This window comes from Mesorhizobium sp. CA14 (assembly GCF_020165195.1).
GTDB lineage: Bacteria > Pseudomonadota > Alphaproteobacteria > Rhizobiales > Rhizobiaceae > Mesorhizobium.
Genome location: NZ_JAIUHR010000013.1, coordinates 122237 through 142105 on the forward strand (window position 1 = coordinate 122237; position 19869 = coordinate 142105).

The following is a 19869-nucleotide window of genomic DNA, read 5'->3' on the forward strand; positions in this document are numbered from 1 at the left end:
AGTTGTCTATATCAATAGACAAATTTTCGGTGCAAGGAGCGATGCCATGCGAGGACAGGAAGCGCGCGAGCAGGCCGGGCGGAAAGCCTTGATCGCGACGCTGGCGCATGCCGAAGCCGATGAGATCGCCCGCCTGTGGAACGAGTCGGGCCTGCCTTCCGAGGCCGAGCTTTTGCGCGGACCCGAAACCGGATTGGTGACGGTGCGCGGACGGATCGGCGGCGGCGGCGCGCCCTTCAATGTCGGCGAGGCGACCGTCACCCGCGCCACGGTGCGGCTGCCTTCCGGCCAGGTCGGCCATTCCTATGCGCTCGGCCGCGACAAGCAAAAGGCCCGGCTCGCGGCCATCGCCGACGCGCTCTGGCAGGACCCGGCGCAGCGCGAAGCGGTCGAGACGAAGCTCGCCGCGCCCTTGCGCGCTGCGCTTGCTGCGGCGCGCGAGACAAAGCGTGTCGAAACGGCGGCCACGAAAGTGGATTTCTTCACCATGGTGCGCGGAGAGGACTGATGGATATCGCCACGCAATCGATCGACGGCGGCTTCGCCGAGCCGGTCTTCAATGCCCAGGCGGTGTTCCGCGCCATCATGAACGCGATGGCCCGCCCCGGCACCGTCCAACCGCTACCGCAGCTCGCCCGCCCGCCGGCGCCGTTGTCGGCGACGGCCGGCGCCGTGGCGCTCTCGCTCTGCGACAACGACACGCCGGTCTGGCTTGATCCGCCGCTGCAGGCCGAAGCCCCGGTCAAGGCCTGGCTCGGCTTCCACACCGGCGCGCCCTTGGCAAACACGCCCGCCGACGCGCATTTCGCCCTGATCGCCAATCCGAAAGAGATGGCGGCGCTCGATGGTTTTGCGCAAGGCACGCAAGAATATCCCGACCGCTCGACGACGCTGATCCTCCTGGTCAGCGACCTTGTCTCGGGCCCGTCGCTGCTGCTCGAAGGCCCCGGCATCGAAAAGACGTCGATGATCGCGCCTCCCGGCATGCCGCGCCATTTCGTCGAGCAGTGGAAGCAGAACAATCAGCGTTTCCCGCGCGGCGTCGACCTCATCCTGGCGGCACCCGGCAGCCTCGCCTGCCTGCCGCGCACCACCCGCATCAAGACGATGGAGGCATGACATGTATGTCGCGGTGAAAGGCGGCGAAACCGCCATTGCCAACGCGCACCGCCTGCTTGCCGATCGCCGCCGCGGCGACCGCTCGGTGCCGGCGCTGCGCCTCGATCAGATCGTCGAGCAACTGGCGCTCGGCGTCGACCGGGTGATGAGCGAAGGCTCCCTTTATGATCGCGAGCTTGCGGCACTGGCCGTCGTCCAGGCGCGCGGCGACATGATCGAGGCGATCTTCCTGGTGCGCGCCTACCGCACCACGCTGCCGCGCTTCGGCTACACCAATCCGGTCGACACCGGCGCCATGCAGGTCGAGCGTCGTATCTCGGCCACGTATAAGGACCTGCCGGGCGGCCAGGTGCTCGGCCCAACCTTCGACTACACGCACCGCCTGCTCGATCCCGAGCTTGCCGCCTGCGCCGAGGTCGAGATGCCCGCGCAGCGTCCGGTCGAACCGGAGGCCATGCCGCGCGTTTCGGCGATCCTCGCCCATGAAGGCCTGATCGAAGCCGACGGCGAGATGCCGCTTGACCATGTGCCCGGCGACATCACGCGCGAGCCGCTGCAATTCCCGATGGCGCGCGACATCCGCCTGCAGGCGCTGTCGCGCGGCGACGAAGGCTTTCTCCTGGCGCTCGGCTATTCGACGCAGCGCGGCTACGCCCGCAACCATCCCTTCGTCGGCGAGATACGCATCGGCGAGGTCGAGCTGGAGCTCGACGTGCCGGAGCTGCCCTTCGCCGTGCCGCTCGGCTCGATCCGCGTCACCGAATGTCAGATGGTCAATCAGTTCAAGGGCTCGGCCAAGGCGCCGCCGCAGTTCACCCGGGGCTATGGCCTGGTCTTCGGTCAGAGCGAGCGCAAGGCGATGGCGATGGCGCTGTGCGACCGGGCGCTACGCGCGAGCGAGCTTGGCGAGGATGTCGTTGCCGCCGCGCAGGACGAGGAATTCGTCATCTCGCATTCCGACAATGTCCAGGCGACCGGCTTCGTCGAGCATCTGAAGCTGCCGCACTATGTCGACTTCCAGGCCGAGCTCGGCCTGGTCCGCCGCATGCGTGCCGAATATGAGGCGCGGCAAAACGAGGACAAGGCTGAAGACAAGAGGGAGGCCGCGGAATGACCGCGCAACCGACAGGGATCGCCACCTACAACTTCGCCTATCTCGATGACCAGACCAAAAGGATGATCCGCCGGGCGATCCTGAAGGGCATCGCCATTCCCGGCTACCAGGTGCCCTTCGCCTCGCGCGAGATGCCGATGCCATATGGCTGGGGCACCGGCGGCGTCCAGGTCACCGCCTCGATCATCGGTCCGGATGATGTGCTGAAAGTGATCGACCAGGGCGCCGACGACACCACCAACGCCGTCTCGATCCGCGCCTTCTTCAAGAAGGTCGCCAAGGTCGCCGTCACAACCGAGACCGCGAAGGCGACGATCATCCAGAGCCGCCACCGCATTCCCGAGCATCCGCTGACCGCGGCCCAGGTGCTGGTCTTCCAGGTGCCGATCCCCGAGCCGCTGCGCTTCCTCGAGCCGCGCGAGACCGAGACGCGCAAAATGCATGCGCTGGAGGAATACGGCCTCATGCATGTGAAGCTCTATGAGGACATCGCCAGGCACGGCCGCATCGCCACCACCTACGCCTATCCCGTCAAGGTCGAGGGCCGTTACGTGATGGATCCCTCGCCGACGCCGAAATTCGACAATCCGAAGATGCACTGCTCGCCGGCCTTGCAGCTGTTCGGCGCCGGTCGCGAGAAGCGCATCTACGCGGTGCCGCCCTTCACCGACGTCGTCAGCCTCGACTTCGAGGACCATCCCTTCGAGGTGCAGACCTTCGACCAGCCCTGCGCGCTCTGCGGCGCTGAGAATGTCTATCTCGACGAGGTCATTCTCGACGACCATGGCGGCCACATGTTCGTCTGCTCGGACACCGACCACTGCGAGAAGCGGCGCGGCGATTCTACCTCCCCCTCGTGGGGAGGTCGCGCCGAAGGCGCGGGTGGGAGTGGCCTGGCGACAACCCCTGCAACCTCCACCCCGGCGCTGCGCGCCGACCCTCCCCACGAGGGGGAGGGTAAGGAGGCCGAATGACCGACGAACCGCTGCTGCGCGTTTCAGCGCTGTCCAAATTCTACGGCTCGCGGGTCGGCTGCGAGAACGTCACCTTCGACCTGTGGCCAGGCGAGGTGCTGGCGGTGGTTGGCGAGTCCGGCTCCGGCAAGACGACGCTGCTCAACTGCCTGTCGACCCGCCTGCTGCCTTCCTCCGGCACCGCGAGCTACCGCATGCGCGACGGCCAATGGCGCGAGCTCTATCGCATGAGCGAGGCCGAGCGCCGCTTCCTGATGCGCACCGACTGGGGCTTCGTCCACCAGAACCCGGCCGACGGCCTGCGCATGACCGTGTCGGCCGGCGCCAATGTCGGCGAACGGCTGATGGCGGTCGGCGACCGCCACTACGGCAGGATCCGCGCCACCGCCGTCGACTGGCTGTCACGCGTCGAGATCGACGAGGACCGTATCGACGACGAGCCCCGCGCCTTTTCCGGCGGCATGCGCCAGCGCCTGCAGATCGCCCGCAATCTGGTCACCGGCCCGCGGCTCGTCTTCATGGACGAGCCGACCGGCGGCCTCGACGTCTCGGTGCAGGCGCGCCTGCTCGATCTCCTGCGCGGGCTGGTCACCGATCTCGGCCTGGCCGCGATCGTCGTCACCCACGACCTCGCCGTAGCGCGGCTCCTGTCGCAGCGCATGATGGTGATGAAGGACGGCCGCGTCGTCGAAAGCGGCCTCACCGACCGCGTGCTCGACGATCCGCGCGCGCCTTATACGCAGTTGCTCGTTTCTTCGATCTTGCAGGTGTGACGATGGCCACTCCTCTCGTTGTTTCCGATGTCGCCAAAAGCTTCACCATGCATCTGCGTGACGGCGTCACGCTGCCGGTGGTGACGGGCGTCTCCTTCTCGATCCGCGCCGGCGAATGCGCCGTGCTCGGCGGGCCGTCAGGTGCGGGAAAAAGCTCGATCCTGAAGATGCTCTATGGCAACTATGCCGTCGATGAAGGTCAGATCATTGTCCAGCATGGCGGCGGATTGATCGACCTCGCCTCCGCCAGCCCGCGCACCGTGCTTTCCGTGCGCCGCCACACCATCGGCTATGTCAGCCAGTTCCTGCGCACCGTGCCGCGCGTTTCCGCGCTCGATGTCGTCGCCGAGCCGCTGGTCGAGCGCGGCGAGGATCGCGAAGGTGCGCGGGAAAAAGCACGCTCCTTGCTTGCGCAGCTCAACTTGCCCGAAAAGCTCTGGGCGCTGCCGCCCGCGACCTTCTCGGGCGGCGAGCAGCAGCGCGTCAACATCGCGCGCGGCTTCATAACCGAGCATCCGATCCTGCTGCTCGACGAGCCGACCGCCTCGCTCGACGCAAAGAACCGCGATGTCGTGGTCGAGCTCATCGCCGCCAAGAAGGCGGCGGGCGTCGCCCTGCTCGGCATCTTCCACGACCTCGACGTGCGTGAGGCTGTCGCCGACCGCGTCATCGACGTCAGCGCCTTCGCCGCCGGAAAGATTGCCGCATGAAGAAGCTTTCGGAGGCGCCGCTGATCCATCCGACGGCGCAGGTCGAAAACTCGACGCTCGGCCGCTGGACCGAGATCGCCGAGCGCTGCCGCGTCGCCGAATGCGAGCTCGGCGACTATTCCTACATGATGCAGGACTGCGCCGTGTGGTGCGCGACTATTCGAAAGTTCTCCAACATCGCGGCAAGCGTGCGCATCAACGCCACCAACCATCCGACCTGGCGGCCGACGCTGCATCACTTCACCTACCGCGCCTCCGACTATTGGGACGACGCCGAGCATGAAAGCGAGTTCTTCGCCGAGCGCCGCGCCAAACGTGTCACCATCGGCCACGACACCTGGCTCGGCCATGGCTCGACCATCCTGCCCGGCGTCACCGTCGGCGACGGCGCGGCGGTCGGCGCGGGCGCCGTGGTGTCGAAGGATGTCGCACCCTACACAATCGTCGGCGGCGTGCCGGCGAAGCCGATCCGCGAGCGCTTCGACCGCCGCACCGCCGAGCGCTACCAGGCTTTAGCCTGGTGGGACTGGGACCATGCAAGGCTGCGCGCCGCGCTCGGCGATTTCCGCGAGCTTTCGGCGGAGGCGTTCCTGGAGAAGCATGGCGGTTAGGCGCGGTGAATGGTGAATGGTGAACAGTGAATGGCAACGAAGCCCTCCTTTCTCACCATTCACCATTCACACCGTTGACACATGACTCGGACAGGACGCCATCTCCCCAAGGAGACCGCGATGCTCGCCACAGTCAGACCCTCGCTTGCCGGATTTTTCGAAGGCACCAACCCGGCGCCGCCCACACATCTCGGCACCCGTTATGACGCGTCGGGCAACTTCCTCCTCGAACCCGGCAACACGGTCGTCAGCCATCTGGTCAAGGGCTCGGCTTCCGAAGCGGCGATCATCGAGGTGCGCGAGCGCATGCTGGCGATGCCGGACGCCGATCGCCTCGCCTTCACGCCGATCTCCAGCCTGCACATGACGCTCTTCCAGGGCATCATCGAATATCGCCGCCGCCTCCCCTACTGGCCTTCGGACGTGCCGCTCGACACCGGCATCGACGCCATGACCCGCCTCCATCTGCAGCGTCTGGAGGGTTTTGAGGCCTGCCCTCCGTTTCGTATCAAGACCATCGGCGTCACGCCAAACGGCCTGACCGTCGCCGGTGCGACGGAACAGGACCGTGCTGCCCTCAAGGCATGGCGCGACGCCCTGTCGGTGCCGTTCGGCTACCGCCATCCGGACCACGACGCTTATGTCTTCCACATCACCTTCGCCTATCAGATCCGCCGTCTCGCCGACGAGCGAGCCGCGGCCTGGCAGGATCTGTTCGACGACTGCCTGTCGTTCCTCGAACGCGAGGCTCCTGTGATCGAGCTCAAGCCTCCGGCCTTCTGCAGCTTCAAGGACATGAAACATTTCGAGGAATTGCTGGTGCTTGGTTGAACTCCAAGCCTGTGGGACGTAACAAAACTGACATCAATCCGACACCCCAGCTTCATCGGCCTGCGCTAGCGAAGGTTAACAGACCTGCAAGAGCGCGACGGACTGGAGTTTTGGTATGTCAGCATCATCGGCCACGCTTGAGATCCGCGGCGTAACCCGACGATTTGGCAAGAACACCGCCGTCAGCGACATCAACATCTCGATCCCGCGCGGCCAGATGGTTGGCATCATCGGCCGCTCCGGCGCCGGCAAGTCGACATTGCTGCGCATGATCAATCGTCTCATCGATCCGAGCCAAGGGTCGATTTTTTTTGACGGCGCCGAGGTCTCCAGCCTGCAGGGCTCGCCGCTGCGGCGCTGGCAGCGCGACTGCGCCATGATCTTCCAGCAATTCAACCTCGTGCCACGCCTCGACGTGCTGACCAACGTGCTGCTCGGCCGCCTCAATCATCGTTCGACGATTTCCAATCTGCTCGGCATGTTCACGCGCACCGAGTGCGCCGAGGCCGTGGCCGCGCTCGAGCGCCTTGACATTGCCCGAACCGCGCTGCAGCCGGCCGGCACGCTGTCCGGCGGCCAGCAGCAGCGCGTGGCCATCGCCCGCGCCATGATGCAGCAGCCGAAAGTGCTTCTGGCCGACGAGCCGATCGCCTCGCTCGACCCGCTCAACGCCAAGGTGGTGATGGATTCGCTGCGCGACATCAATCTGCGCGAAGGCATCACCGTCGTCACCAACCTGCACACGCTGGATACCGCGCGCGCCTATTGCACCCGCATCATCGGCATGGCGGCCGGCAAGGTCGTCTTCGACGGCGCTCCGGAAGACCTCGACCGCGATGCCGTGCGCACCGTCTACGGCGCCGATGCCAGCGGCGCCGAGATCTCGGAGGCCATCACGTCGACCAGCGTGACCATCAAGCCGAAGGTCATCGCATCCGCCGGACCGCTCGAACCAGCCTTTCCTGGCTACTGACTCCGCCGCCCGACCCAGCGGGTCCGGGCAAATCGTGGATGTCAGCCGAGCAACCCGGATCGCCCGCCAGCGTCAAAGGCAAGACTTGAAAAATCAGAACGCCGCCGGCGCGCAGCCGGAACAACAGGAGAGAGATCGAAATGTTCAGGAAGATGGTTTTTGGGGCGGTTTCGCTGCTCGCCATGGCGGCAAGCACCGCGCACGCCGCTGACATCAAGGAATTCCGCGTCGGCATCCTCGGCGGCGAGAACGAGACCGACCGTCTGCGCAACTACCAGTGCCTCGCCGATCACCTGAAGTCGGAATTCGGCTTCGAAAAGGTGTCGCTGTTCCCGGCCGCCGACTATGACGGCGTCATCCAGGGCCTGCTCGGCGGCACGCTCGACTTCGCCGAGCTCGGCGCTTCCGGCTATGCCAGCGTCTATCTCAAGGATCCGAAGGCGGTCACGCCGATCCTCACCACCAAGCAGACCGACGGTTCGACCGGCTACTACTCGATCGGCCTTGCGCTGAAGACCTCGGGGATCACCGACATCAAGTCGGCCAAGGGCAAGAAGCTCGGCTATGCCGATCCGGACTCGACCTCGGGCTACCTGATCCCGCTGACCCAGATTCCGAAGGACACCGGCGCTTCGAACGAGACCTACTTCGCGTCGACCCAGTTCAACGGCGGCCACGAGAACAACGTGCTGGCCGTACGCGACGGCAAGGTCGACGTGGCGGTGGATGATTCCTCCGGCATCGGCGACTTCAAGAACGGCTACACCTCCGGCACCTTCCACAAGGAAGTCGCCAAGGGCGCCGTCGACCCGAACGACTTCGTCGAAGTGTGGCGCTCAGGCCTGATCCCGAACGGCCCGCTGGTCGTGCGCACCGCGCTCGGCGACGACATGACCGCCAAGCTCACCGCTTTCTTCACCGCGCTACCGGCCAAGGACAAGGCCTGCTTCGAAGGCGTCGAGGGTGGCGATTTCACCGGCTACGTCCCGGTGAAGCCTGACTTCTACAGCGTCATCGTCGAAGCCCGCAAAGCTGCTATAGGCGGTTAAACGCATCAGGAAAAAGGGCGGCGCCCGAAACGCCGCCCTTTTTGCATGTCCCGATCATGACATCAGCGACACTCCATTCCGACGCCACCCGCCGGCAGGCCGATGCCTGGCGGCGCCAGACCTCGCTGCGCCGCTTCTACACCGCGCTGGGCGTCGCCCTGCTGCTTGTCGCCATGTGCGCGACCATGTGGTTCGCCGACGAGGCCAATGCCGGGCATTTCTTCGACCGGCTGCCGCACATCCTCGATTTTCTGAGCTGGCTGGTCCCGAAGGACTGGAACGATGTCTGGCGCGCCCTGTTCGACATCGCCTCGCCCAACGACAAGGGCACGCAGGAGTTCAACTTCCCGCTCGGCCGCGTCTATGTCTGGGGCGGCTTCTACATCCCCGAATATTTCGAGCTGATGCTGACCACGGTGAACGTGGCGCTGGTCTCGACCTTCATCGGCTTCGTCTTCGCCGTTCCCTTCTCCTTCATCGCCGCGCGCAACCTGACGCCGAGCCCGGTCCTGCGGCTCATCGTCAAGCGCTTCATGGAATTGCTGCGCGCCTTCCCCGAAATCGTCATTGCCGGCCTGTTCGCAGCCATCGTCTCGATCGGCCCGGTCGCCGCCATCATCGCCATCGGCCTGCATTCGATCGGCGCGCTGGGCAAGCTGTTCTACGAGATCAACGAGAACATCGACATGCGCGCGGAAGAGGGCCTGCGTGCTGTCGGCGCCAACTGGTTCGAGCGCGTGCGCTTTGCCGACCTGCCGCAGGTGTTGCCCAATTTCATGTCCTACACGCTGCTCAGGATCGAGATCAACGTGCGCATCTCGACCATCATGGGCGCGGTCGGCGGCGGCGGCATCGGCGAGGAGCTGAAGCTTTCCATTTCACGCGGCTTCGGCGCCAAGACGCTGGCGCTGGTGCTCTTGCTCTTCGTCACCATCTTCCTGGTCGACCAGTTCTCCGCCTGGCTGCGCCGCAAGCTCGTCGGTGAGCAGGCCTTCCTGATGAGCGCTTGAAATGGCCGCCATGACCGCCTCCGAACTGAGCGCCATCGAAGGCCGCCATCCGCAGATATTCCAGCGGCCGGCCTATAAGCGTTTCTGGCCGCTGCTGCTGATCGCCGGCACCGTGCTCTATCTCGCCTATGCCTTGTGGTTCTTCAGCCTGCCGCAGGTGCTGCGCGAATCGCATTGGGAGCGCCTGCCGCTCTTCCTGTCGCAATGGATCAGCTACGACCTGCAGCCGGAATTCCGGCTCGACCAGCCCGAGATCACGCCGAAATATCCGCGCTTCTCGGCGCTCGGCGAGCATCCTGATCCCGACTGGGTGATCAAGAATCCGGACGGCACCTTCACCGTCCTGATCGACGGCCGGGACAAGTCCGTCACCTTCGACAAGATCAGGGCAACGATCGTCGCCAACGGCCAGACGGTGCCGGTGTCGCTCACCGGCAGCAAGCCGGTGGTTACAGGTCCGGTGCCCGACTGGGTGACCGTCCACGACGACGAGGTCGTCGCCAAGATGGGCTTTGTCGGCGAGGTGCGCGTCACCGTCGATCGCGTCAAGGTGCGCAAGCGCTTCCTCGGCTGGGCCAATTTCGTCTTCGACACCCGCTCGCCCTTCTTCGGCAAATCGGCCGGCGAGGTCATCTCGCTCATCGCCTCCGGGCCAGAGCTCAAGCCAGGCACCTCGAACCTCGCTTTGGCCGCCGACAACATCTGGAACAACGCGCAGTGGCAGCATAGCGATGTGTGGACGAAACTCCTGCAGACCATCGTCATGGCGTTTCTGGGCACGCTGCTCGGCGGCATCGTCGCCTTCCCGCTCGCCTTCTTCGCCGCCCGCAACATCACGCCGAGCGGGTTGCTCAGCCAGGTGCTGAAGCGCTTCTTCGATTTCATGCGCTCGGTCGACATGCTGATCTGGGCGCTGTTCTTCACCCGCGCTTTCGGCCCCGGGCCGCTGGCCGGCAGCGCCGCGATCTTCTTCACCGAAATCGGTACGCTCGGCAAAACCTATTCCGAGGCGCTGGAGAACATCGACGACAAGCCGCGCGAGGGCGTGCTTTCGACCGGCGCCAACGGCTTGCTGGTGCAGCGCTACGGCGTGCTGCCGGAAGTGGTGCCGGTCTTCATCAGCCAGACGCTCTACCAGTGGGAATCCAACACCCGCGGCGCCACCATCATCGGCGCCGTCGGCGCCGGCGGCATCGGCCTGAAGCTCTGGGAAGCGATGCGCACCAATTCCAACTGGGCCAACGTCTTCTACATGGTTCTGCTGACGCTGCTCGTCGTCTTCATCTTCGACAACATCTCGAACTTCCTGCGCCGAAGGCTGAGCCGCACGCTGCACGATTACAACCGGCTGCATGCAACATCCTAAGGGAGTCGCTTCCCGATATCCTGCTGAGCCCGATCCTGCGCGTTCACCGCTTTCCGCATTCGCTGAGCCTCGAGTAATTGCTAGGCGTGATAGGAGTTTGCCTCCACTAGCCTAGCGTCAAGGGGGTACGTTGATTATGCTTTCGTCGGATTCGACGAGGCCACGCTCACATGAATTTGTTCGAAGAACTTTTCAATATTTCAAAGAAACTCGCTGACGCGGCCAGTCCGGGCCATGACGATGAAGTGACAAAGCCGCTTGACCTTCTTTCTGAGGCAGCCAGTGAGGTAGGACGTTCCTTTTCGGGATCGTGGCTAGGCTATCAGTCGCGAGTGTACTACAAAGATCTGCAACCTCCGCCGCCGGGTGCAAATTTCAGCCAAGAATGGGGCCTCAAACGATTTCATTCAGGTAGCACTCTAGGCTCAAGAGGAGAGTGGCAACAATTCGATGCGGAGGACGTAAAGGGTAGAATCCGCAGTATGGCCGGAGTCCTCGATTTAAGCCCGTTTCATGAACTTGCCAAAATAGCGTCAACGACATTTGACAGCGCCAAGTCTGAAATACTCTCGATATTGGAAACGGAAACCGGCGACGACGATCGGTTCGTCGACGCGCAGAAGCACCTTTTGGAAAAGTTGGAGCCTCTCTCACCGCCGGAAATCCAGCAGTTTTGGTCACCAAAGGGACAAATTGTGACCCGCGACATGATCGCAGCTGGGCAAGGCAACCAAGCTCCGCCTCACATTCAGATTGCGTCGGAGATAAAATCGATACGCAATTCCTTCGATATCTGCAACACGGGCTCAAAAATAGCTGCTAGGTTGGCATCACATCTTGAACGCAAAAGCAAACGAACAGCTGAGGTTGCACGGTTGGGAACAAATGTATTTATCGGTCACGGACGATCTCTTCTCTGGAGGGAGTTGAAAGATTTTGTGCACGATCGACTGAAACTTCCTTGGGATGAATTTAATCGCGTTCCCGTGGCAGGTATCACAAATATCGCGCGCTTAGCTGAAATGCTTGACGCAGCTGCTATTGCTTTCTTGGTTCTAACTGCCGAGGATGAAATGGCGGATGGGGCGATGCAAGCCAGAATGAACGTCGTCCATGAGGCAGGATTATTTCAAGGACGGCTTGGATTCACAAAGGCAATTTTACTCCTTGAGGAAGGATGCGCTGAGTTCAGTAATGTTCAAGGACTTGGCCAGATTAGATTCCCAAAGGGTAAGATCTCCGCCTCTTTCGAAGAAATTCGTAGAGTAGTAGAAAGAGAAGGGTTGCTCACCTAGATACTTCGCCAGGGACCCGACGCGTGAGGTTTGCCTTCTTCCACCCCTCCCTGATGTGCCGATATCCCTCGCGATAAACCGCCTCCGGGCTCTCCGCGAAATCCCGCCACACCTTCGTCGCCGCCGCCAAATCCTTCAGTGAGCGTCCGAAGGATTCGATCGTCAGCCAGTCGTCGTAACCGCTCTTTCGGATGGCGGAAAAAGTCTCCTTCCACGGGATATTGCCGCGCCCCGGCACGCCGCGGTCGTTCTCCGAAATATGGATATGGACGACATTGCGGCGATGCTTCGTATAGGCGCCGATCGGGTCGGCCTCCTCGATATTGGCATGAAACGTGTCGTACATCGCCTTGATATGCGGCCGGTCGATCGCGTCGACATGTTCCGACAGGTCGGCCATGGTGTTGACGAGATAGCATTCGAAGCGGTTGAGCGCTTCCAACCCAATGGTCACGCCTCTCTTGCCGGCATGGTCGCCGATCGCGCGTTGCGAGGCGACCGAGCGCTTCTTTTCGGCGGTAGTCGGCCCGCTGCCGGAAAAGGCGCCGAGTGTCGAATGCAGCGGCCCGCTGAGGGTATCCGCGCCCAGGGCCGCGCTGCAGTCGATCGCCCATTTCATATAGTCGATGCCGGCCTTGCGGGTCGCCGCATCCGGCGAGATCAGGTTCATCGCCGGATCGCCCATGGCCGAGACCGCGGTACGCTCCAGCCCGATGCGGTCGAGCATCTCGCCCAACTTCTTGTAGTCGTCGGGCGCGCCCGCGAAGACCGGTATCTCGACGCCGTGGAAACCGGTCGCCTTGATGTCCTTCAGCAGCGCCTCGTGCTTCTTCGAGACGCTGGTGGTCCACAAGAACATGCACATGCCGATTTTCATCGACATCCCCCTCCCCAACTTGCGGCCAGCCATTTGCGTTGGCGGGCCACACTCCCCCTCATCCGGCCGCTCCGCGGCCACCTTCTCCCCGAGGGGAGAAGAGGTCGGCGCCGGCGTTGCTTGTCTCCTCTCCCCCTTGGGGAGAGGTCGGATTGCCCCGAATTGCTCTTCGCAATTCGGCTGGCAATCCGGGGGACTCGCTTGGACGACGCAGCTGTCCCTACAGCTTCGTCCAGGCCCCGTTTTTCTTCGACGACTTCACGCAGGCCTCGATGAAGGCCATGCCTTCGACGCCGTCGGCGACAGTCGGGAAGACCACATCCTTAGCCGGCTTGCCGCCTTTCCGGCGCGCCGCCCGGATGGCGCGGGCCGCTTCCTGGTAGATGTTGGCAAAACCTTCGAGATAGCCCTCCGGATGACCAGACGGCACGCGGCTGACGCGCGCCGCCACGGGCATTGCTCCAGCGCCGGCACGCGTCAAAAGCTGCTTCGGCTGGCCGAACGGCGTGTACCAGAGATAGTTCGGGTCTGCCTGCACCCATTCCAGCCCGCCCTTGGTGCCGTAGATGCGCAGCTTCAGCCCGTTCTCGTGGCCGGGCGCCACCTGGCTTGCCCAGATCATGCCCTTGGCCGGATGCTTGTTGCCGACCGGCTTGAAGCGCAGCATCACGTTGACATTATCGTCGAGCTGGCGCCCCGGCACGAAGGCGTCGAGATCGGCTGACAGCGTATCGAGCTCAAGTCCCGAGACGAAGCGAGCCAGGTTATAGGCATGCGTGCCGATGTCGCCGAGCGCGCCGCCGGCGCCGGCCTGCTTGGGGTCGGAGCGCCAGGAGGCCTGCTTCTGGCCGGTGGCGGCAAGGTCCTCGGTCAGCCAGTCCTGCGGATATTCCGACTGCACGATGCGGATATCGCCGAGCATGCCCTTGGCCACCATCTCGCGTGCCTGCCGGATCATCGGATAGGCGGTGTAGTTGTGGGTCAGCACGAACACCTTGCCGGTCTTTTCGACCAGGTCGGCGAGCTTTTTCGCCTCGGCCAGCGAGGTCGCCAGCGGCTTGTCGCAGATGACATGGATGCCTGCCTCGAGGAAGGCTTTCGCCGCCGGCACATGGACGTTGTTTGGCGTCACGATCGCCACCGCCTCGATGCCGTCCGGACGCTTGGCTTCGGCCTTGGCCATCTCGGCATAGGAGCTGTAGCCGCGCTCCGGATCGAGCCCGAGTTCGGCGGCCGACGCCTTGGCCTTCGCCGGATCCGACGATAGCGCGCCGGCCACCAGCACGAAATCATTGTCCATGCGCGCCGCGATGCGATGCACCGCGCCGATGAAGGCGCCCTGCCCGCCGCCAACCATGCCATAGCGGATGGGGCCGCCTCCCGCTTCCGACTTCGATGCGCCGACCATTTTTGTCCCTCCTGTCTGAGATACCCCTTCCCCTCCCTGAGGGGAGGGTGGCCCGCAGGGCCGGGTGGGGTCGGTAGGTGCCGAGCTCTACGCCCGGCGACCCCTCCCCGATCCGCTGCGCCGATCGACCCTCCCTTCAAGGGGGAGGGAAGGCAAGCGTCAAATCCCCATCATCGCGCGCAGCAGCTTCTTGTCAGTCGTGCCGGCGGCGAAATCATCGAAGGCTTTCTCGGTTACCCGGATGATGTGATGCTGGATGAAAGGCGCGCCTTCGGCCGCTCCGTCCTCGGGATGCTTCAGGCAGCACTCCCATTCCAGCACCGCCCATGAATCGTAATTATATTGGGTGAGCTTGGAGAAGATGCCGCCGAAATCCACCTGGCCGTCGCCAAGCGAGCGGAAGCGGCCTGCCCGGTTCACCCAGCCCTGGTAGCCGGAATAGACGCCCTGCCGCCCGGTCGGGTTGAACTCGGCGTCCTTGACGTGGAACGCCTTGATCCGCTCGTGATAGATGTCGATGAATTCCAGATAGTCGAGTTGCTGCAAGAGGAAGTGCGACGGGTCGTAGTTGATGTTGCAGCGCTTATGGCCTCCGACCGCGTCGAGGAACATTTCGAAGGTCGCGCCGTCGAACACGTCCTCTGAGGGATGGATCTCGTAGCCGACATCGACGCCATTGTCCTCATAGACATCGAGGATCGGCTTCCAGCGTTTGCCGAGCTCACCGAAGGCTTCCTCGATCAATCCGGCCGGCCTCTGCGGGAAGGGATAGAGATAAGGGAAAGCCAGCGAGCCGGTGAACGAGACCGAGGCCTTCAGCCCGAGATTGCGCGATGCCTTGGCGCCGAACTCCATCTGTTCGACAGCCCATTTCTGCCGCGCCTTCGGGTTGTTGTGCACCTCGGCCGGCGCGAAGCCATCCATCTGCGCGTCATACGCGGGATGCACCGCCACTAGTTGGCCCTGCAGATGCGTCGACAATTCGGTGATCTCGATGCCGGCGTCGGCGCAGATGCCTTTCACCTCGTCGCAATAGGCCTTCGACGACGCCGCTTTCTTGAGGTCGAACAGGCGCGCGTCCCAGGTCGGGATCTGCACGCCCTTGTAGCCCAGCCCTGCCGCCCATTTGGTGATCGAAGCCAGTGAATTGAACGGCGCGGCGTCGCCCGCGAACTGCGCCAGAAACAGGCCGGGACCCTTCATCGTCATGGGCATCGGCATCCTCCCTCGTTTGTTTTCGCGACCAAGCATAGCGCCGATTGAAGTGAGGGCCAGCCTGTTTGGTCAATCCTGTCGGCGTCCATGCGTTGCGCCATTCTGGTATTACCAAATCCCGGAATTCGGTCAAGCGGCCGAAAACCGCTAATGCGAGGCGAACTTCCAAACAGACAAGCGAAATAAGCTCATAAAATCAGATTATTGCTTGGTCGATAGAGCTTCAGCCGCCCACTTCTTGCTGCGCATTAAAATTTGCTGTAGAGGTCATGGCAGGCCCAATTGGTCGAACCAGTTTGGAGGAAAATGCTGGCAACGCCTTGGGGAGGAAATCATGCGGCCACCTCTGCCGGAGGCGCCGCGGCAAAATGTGACAGGCGAATTCTGGGAAGGATAGACCATGCATCTTTCGACGCACAATTGGATGCGGGCGGAGCCGCTGGAGGTGACGCTCAAGCGCATCAAGAAATTCGGCTACGAATCGATCGAGATTTCCGGCGAGCCTGAGCAGTACAAGACCAAGGAGACGCGCGCGCTCCTGAAGGAGCACGGCATTCGCTGCTGGGGTTCGGTGACGCTGATGCTCGGCGAACGCAACCTCGCCGCCAAGGACCAGGGCCAGCGCGAGCGGTCCGTCCAATACGTCAAGGACGTGCTCACCATGGTGAGCGAGCTTGACGGCGAGATCATCACGCTTGTGCCCGCGACAGTCGGCAAGGTCGTGCCGGACGGCACCGAGGCGGAGGAATGGGGCTGGGTGGTCGACGCCACGCGCGAATGCTTCACCCACGCCAAGAAGGTCGGCGTCAGGATCGCCGTCGAGCCGCTCAACCGCTTCGAGACCTATCTCTTCAACCGCGGCGCGCAGGCGCTGGCGCTCGCCGATGCGGTGAGCCCCGAGTGCGGCGTCTGCCTCGACGCCTATCACATCCACATGGAGGAATTTAACGTCTATGACGCGATCCGTCAGGTCGGAAAGCGCCTGTTCGATTTCCATGTCGCCGACAACAACCGCTTCGCCGCCGGTCTTGGCCAGATCGACTGGCCGAAGATCGTGCGCACGCTGAAGGAAGTCGGCTATGACGGCGCGCTGACCAACGAGTTCGTTGCGCCCGTCGACCGCACGCCGGCGGCGCCCTATCCGGAGATGGTCGAGCGCAATCCGGTCGACATCTCGCCCGAGCAGCTCAAATTCATCCAGGACCACGGCTCCAGCGTGCTCACGGAAAAATTCTACACCGACCAGATGCGCATCACCGCGGAAACGCTGCTGCCGCTGATCAAGTAGGCCTCCGATTGAAACCTGTCCCTTCCACCGGTGGGCGGAGGGGCCGAAGGGACAAAATGCGCATCAAAAGCGTCCAGGCCTGGTGGGTTCGTATCCCGATCGAAGTCGCGAAGCAGCATCGCAGCGACTTCGGTCAGGTGACGACGTTCGACGCCGCTATTCTGCGCATCGACACCGACGACGGCCTTGTCGGTTGGGGCGAGGGCAAGAACGCCGCCGGCAGCGCCGGCAGCTATGGCGCGCTCGTCCATATGCTCAACCATGAGATCGGCCCGCAGCTCATCGGCCGCGACCCGGCCGACATCGGCATCATCTGGGAAATGCTCTATAACGGCGTGCGGCATGAGACGGCCGCACATGCCGGCCATGCCATGCCGCAGCTGGCGCGGCGCGGCATGAGCGTGGCGGCGATCAGTGCGGTCGACATCGCGCTCTGGGACATCCTCGGCAAGTCGCTCGGACAGCCGGTGTGGCGGCTGCTCGGCGGCCGCAAGGTCGAGCGCATGCAGGCCTATGCCTCGGGCGGCTGGGCCGCGGCCGATGCGATCGGCGAGCAGTTGAAATCATACATCGCCAAAGGCGGCTTCAAGGCGCTGAAGATGCGCATCGGCGCCATGGATGGCGCCCCTCATGTGTCGGCTGCGCGCGTGCGCGCCGCGAAGCAGGCGATCGGGCCGGATGTCGATCTGATGGTCGACGCGCACGGCACCTACACCGTCGCCGAGGCCAAGCGCTTCATCAAGCTCACCGCCGATCTCGACCTTGCCTGGTTCGAGGAACCGGTGGTTGCCGATGACAAGCCGGGCATGGCCGAGGTGCGTGCCTCGGGCTCGACGCCGATCGCCACCGGCGAGAGCGAGGCGACACGCTACGCCTTCCGCGATCTGGCGGTGCTGAAGTCGGCCGACATCTTGCAGCCGGATCCTGCCTTCTGCGGCGGCATCAGCGAGGCGATGAAGATCGGCACCATCGCCAGCGCCTTCAACCTGCGCTTCGCGCCGCATCTGTGGGCGGGCGCGCCCTGCTTCTTTGCCGGGCTGCATGTGTGTGCCGCCTCGCCCGCCAGCTTCATCATCGAATATTCGCTCGGCGCCAACCCGATGATCCACGACCTGGTCGAGGAGACTGTCGAAGCGAAGGACGGTATGATAGCGATCCCTGAAAAGCCCGGCTTGGGATTCACCATCTCCGAGCGATACCTGGAGGCGCACGCGCAACGTATCTGACGATGAAAGAAAAGAACCTTCTCGCGGAACTCGCCGCCTATCTCTTTTCCAACTCGGACAAGGAGTCCGGCCGCACGCCGTCGGAGCGCGAGCTGGCGGAACATTTCGGCGTCAGCCGCGGCCAGATCCGCGAAGCGCTCGCCATTCTCGAAGCCATGCGCATTGTCGAGCGGCGCGCCAAGTCCGGCATCTATATCGATACCAAGCAGGCGAGCGTGGAAGCGCTGGCGCTTTTTGCCCGCGCCGGCCTGCCGCTCGATCCGGTGCAGATCTACGAAACCGTCGAATTGCGCAAGATCCATGAGATCAAGGCGGCCGAGCTTGCCTGCTCGCGCGCCACCGAGGAGAACTTCGAGCGCCTGCGCGAGATCCTGAAGGCTTCCGAAGAGCGCATCGCCGCCGGTGAAGGCCTCGCCAAGGAAGACCGCGAGTTCCACCTCGAGATCGTGCGCGCGACCAAGAACAGCGTCTTCCACAACATCTGCAGCGTCTATTACCTGATGGGCGAGCAGCGCCTGCCGATCTATTTCAACGACCCCGAACGCAGCGTGCGCTCGCATGCCGAGCACATCCAGATCTACGAGGCGCTGCTACGCCGCGACGGCAATCTCGCCCAGGCCCTGATGAATGCCCATTTGCAGGGCGCCGAGAGCTACTGGAAGGGGATCATCGAAGGCCGCGGGAAGGAACCGAAAAGCGCAGCGCTCGAGAAGGCTTGAGCCGATGTGCAAGATCCTGTCGACGCATCCGCTGCACCCGCGCGCCACGGCGATGCTGGCCGGCGCCGGGCGGCTTGCGATCGCTTCCGCGCTCGATGCCAAGACACTGACCGCCGAAGCTCGCGATGCCGACATCGTCATCGTGCGCGCGCCGTTGCCGCCGGAGTTGTTTGCCGGCGCGGCGAATTTGCGCGCCGCGATCCGCCACGGCGCCGGGCTGGACATGATCCCTGTCGAGGCGGCGACCGCCGCCGGCGTGCTGGTCGCGAACGTGCCCGCCGTCAACGCCCGCTCGGTCGCCGAGCACGTGATGTTCACCGCCCTTGCGCTGCTGCGGCGCTTCCGCGTGATGGACCGCGACCTACGCGCCAAGGGCTGGCTTGCCGGGCGCGAGCACGCCAACTTGACCAGCGAGCTGGCCGGCAAGACGATCGGCATCGTCGGCCTCGGCGCAGTCGGCCAGGCCGTCGGCCACATCGCCGCGCACGGCTTCGACCTCAACGTCGTGGCGACCACGCGCAGCCTGCGTCCGGCGCCCGAGCGTGTCGGCTTCCTGTCGATCGACGCGTTGGTCGAGCAAAGCGACATCATCGTGCTCTGCTGCCCGCTGACGCAGGAGACGCGCGGCCTGATCAGCCGCGAGCGCATCGCCCGCATGAAGCCCAACGCGCTGCTGATCAATGTCTCGCGCGGCCCGGTGGTGGACGATGAGGCGCTGATCGAAGCGCTGCGGGCGGGCCGTATCGGCGGCGCCGCGCTCGATGTCTTTTCCACGCAGCCGCTGCCGCCCAACCATCCTTATTTCGGCTTCGACAATGTCATCGTCACCCCGCATATGGCCGGCATCACCGAGGAATCGATGATGCGCATGGGCGTCGGCGCGGCCGGCGAGGCGCTGCTGGTGCTGGCCGGCAAACTGCCGGTCAACCTGCGCAATCCGGAAGTCATCGAGCACTACCGGCGACGCTTTCCGGTCGGCGAATAGTTCCGCGGCGAACATCGCGACGGTGCGGACCGGAGACGCCGGCGGGACAGCGCCCCCCTCCGTCCTGCCGGACATCTCCCATAAGGGGGAGATTGGCTTCTGTGACTGTCGTGACTGATCGGGCCGAGGTTTGGTTGCCAGGTGGTTCCCCCAATCCGTCGCTGCTTCGCAGCGCCACCTTTCCCCCCCTTGCGGCAGGGCTGTCCGGGGAAAGTTATTCATAGGCGAAGTCCAACTGGTTTTGGGGAGGTTCGGTTGCTTCGGCGGCCGGGATTGACCGGAGGTGGCTTGTTGATGGCCTCGATTCTTCGGCGTTCGAACAGGCA

Annotated in this window: 20 protein-coding genes; 17 read left to right on the forward strand and 3 right to left on the reverse strand. The window is 63.8% G+C overall.

All coding sequences use genetic code 11. The annotated features are described in order from the left end of the window. Nucleotides 1-46: 46 nt before the first annotated feature. The 13 genes from phnG to LB565_RS16235 all read left to right on the forward strand — a co-directional run bounded on the left by phnG (nucleotide 47) and on the right by LB565_RS16235 (nucleotide 11825). Nucleotides 47-508 (forward strand): phosphonate C-P lyase system protein PhnG, encoded by a 462-nt coding sequence (gene phnG, locus LB565_RS16175; protein WP_224585660.1) that lies wholly within the window; start codon nucleotides 47-49, stop codon nucleotides 506-508. Continuing rightward, nucleotides 508-1119, forward strand: a complete 612-nt coding sequence (phnH, locus tag LB565_RS16180) for a phosphonate C-P lyase system protein PhnH (RefSeq protein WP_224585661.1) — start codon at nucleotides 508-510, stop codon at nucleotides 1117-1119. Before phnG ends, phnH begins: the two co-directional genes overlap by 1 nt. Nucleotide 1120: 1 nt before the next feature. Further along, entirely contained in the window at nucleotides 1121-2233 is a 1113-nt protein-coding gene (locus tag LB565_RS16185) for a carbon-phosphorus lyase complex subunit PhnI (protein WP_224585662.1), read from the forward strand. Then, nucleotides 2230-3207: an alpha-D-ribose 1-methylphosphonate 5-phosphate C-P-lyase PhnJ gene (locus LB565_RS16190; protein WP_318012163.1), complete on the forward strand. Its 978-nt coding sequence runs from the start codon at nucleotides 2230-2232 to the stop codon at nucleotides 3205-3207. Before LB565_RS16185 ends, LB565_RS16190 begins: the two co-directional genes overlap by 4 nt. Further along, complete coding sequence (gene phnK / locus LB565_RS16195) at nucleotides 3204-3980, forward strand: phosphonate C-P lyase system protein PhnK (protein ID WP_042640728.1); 777 nt, start codon at nucleotides 3204-3206, stop codon at nucleotides 3978-3980. Before LB565_RS16190 ends, phnK begins: the two co-directional genes overlap by 4 nt. Before the next feature lie 2 nt (nucleotides 3981-3982). Next, the gene (gene phnL / locus LB565_RS16200; RefSeq protein WP_224585663.1) at nucleotides 3983-4690 is read left to right on the forward strand and encodes a phosphonate C-P lyase system protein PhnL; all 708 of its coding nucleotides are present in this window, start codon (nucleotides 3983-3985) and stop codon (nucleotides 4688-4690) included. After that, the gene (locus LB565_RS16205) at nucleotides 4687-5301 is read left to right on the forward strand and encodes a DapH/DapD/GlmU-related protein (RefSeq protein ID WP_224585664.1); all 615 of its coding nucleotides are present in this window, start codon (nucleotides 4687-4689) and stop codon (nucleotides 5299-5301) included. Before phnL ends, LB565_RS16205 begins: the two co-directional genes overlap by 4 nt. Before the next feature lie 120 nt (nucleotides 5302-5421). Then, the gene (locus tag LB565_RS16210) at nucleotides 5422-6132 is read left to right on the forward strand and encodes a DUF1868 domain-containing protein (protein WP_224585665.1); all 711 of its coding nucleotides are present in this window, start codon (nucleotides 5422-5424) and stop codon (nucleotides 6130-6132) included. A 115-nt stretch (nucleotides 6133-6247) separates the two neighbouring features. Continuing rightward, nucleotides 6248-7105, forward strand: a complete 858-nt coding sequence (gene phnC, locus LB565_RS16215; protein ID WP_224585666.1) for a phosphonate ABC transporter ATP-binding protein — start codon at nucleotides 6248-6250, stop codon at nucleotides 7103-7105. Between the two features lie 140 nt (nucleotides 7106-7245). Next, entirely contained in the window at nucleotides 7246-8154 is a 909-nt protein-coding gene (gene phnD, locus LB565_RS16220; RefSeq protein WP_224585667.1) for a phosphonate ABC transporter substrate-binding protein, read from the forward strand. A gap of 56 nt (nucleotides 8155-8210) precedes the next feature. Next, complete coding sequence (gene phnE / locus LB565_RS16225) at nucleotides 8211-9164, forward strand: phosphonate ABC transporter, permease protein PhnE (RefSeq protein WP_224585668.1); 954 nt, start codon at nucleotides 8211-8213, stop codon at nucleotides 9162-9164. A gap of 1 nt (nucleotide 9165) precedes the next feature. Further along, nucleotides 9166-10530, forward strand: a complete 1365-nt coding sequence (gene phnE / locus LB565_RS16230) for a phosphonate ABC transporter, permease protein PhnE (RefSeq protein ID WP_224585669.1) — start codon at nucleotides 9166-9168, stop codon at nucleotides 10528-10530. Nucleotides 10531-10700: 170 nt separating this feature from the next. After that, nucleotides 10701-11825 carry a TIR domain-containing protein gene (locus LB565_RS16235; protein ID WP_224585670.1) on the forward strand — a complete coding sequence of 375 codons (1125 nt, stop codon included), beginning with the start codon at nucleotides 10701-10703 and terminating at the stop codon, nucleotides 11823-11825. Here LB565_RS16235 and LB565_RS16240 read toward each other — a convergent pair. The 3 genes from LB565_RS16240 to LB565_RS16250 form a co-directional block, all read right to left on the reverse strand. Beyond that, nucleotides 11818-12702: a sugar phosphate isomerase/epimerase family protein gene (locus LB565_RS16240; protein WP_224585681.1), complete on the reverse strand. Its 885-nt coding sequence runs from the start codon at nucleotides 12700-12702 to the stop codon at nucleotides 11818-11820. The genes LB565_RS16235 and LB565_RS16240 overlap by 8 nt on opposite strands. 220 nt (nucleotides 12703-12922) lie before the next feature. Then, a complete protein-coding gene (locus tag LB565_RS16245; protein WP_224585671.1) occupies nucleotides 12923-14110 on the reverse strand; it encodes a Gfo/Idh/MocA family protein in 1188 nt (395 codons plus the stop codon). Between the two features lie 159 nt (nucleotides 14111-14269). After that, nucleotides 14270-15325, reverse strand: coding sequence for a sugar phosphate isomerase/epimerase family protein (locus LB565_RS16250; protein ID WP_224585672.1), 1056 nt, complete (start codon nucleotides 15323-15325; stop codon nucleotides 14270-14272). Between the two features lie 400 nt (nucleotides 15326-15725). Here LB565_RS16250 and LB565_RS16255 point away from each other — a divergent pair, with 400 nt between their 5' ends. From LB565_RS16255 to LB565_RS16270, 4 genes are read left to right on the forward strand one after another with little or no spacing between them, the layout of a single operon-like run. Then, complete coding sequence (locus tag LB565_RS16255; RefSeq protein WP_140644632.1) at nucleotides 15726-16613, forward strand: sugar phosphate isomerase/epimerase family protein; 888 nt, start codon at nucleotides 15726-15728, stop codon at nucleotides 16611-16613. A gap of 56 nt (nucleotides 16614-16669) precedes the next feature. Then, a complete protein-coding gene (locus LB565_RS16260) occupies nucleotides 16670-17839 on the forward strand; it encodes a mandelate racemase/muconate lactonizing enzyme family protein (protein ID WP_224585673.1) in 1170 nt (389 codons plus the stop codon). A 2-nt stretch (nucleotides 17840-17841) separates the two neighbouring features. Next, entirely contained in the window at nucleotides 17842-18558 is a 717-nt protein-coding gene (locus LB565_RS16265) for a FadR/GntR family transcriptional regulator (protein ID WP_224518333.1), read from the forward strand. Between the two features lie 4 nt (nucleotides 18559-18562). Beyond that, nucleotides 18563-19543, forward strand: a complete 981-nt coding sequence (locus LB565_RS16270; RefSeq protein ID WP_224585674.1) for a hydroxyacid dehydrogenase — start codon at nucleotides 18563-18565, stop codon at nucleotides 19541-19543. Nucleotides 19544-19869 lie beyond the last annotated feature (326 nt).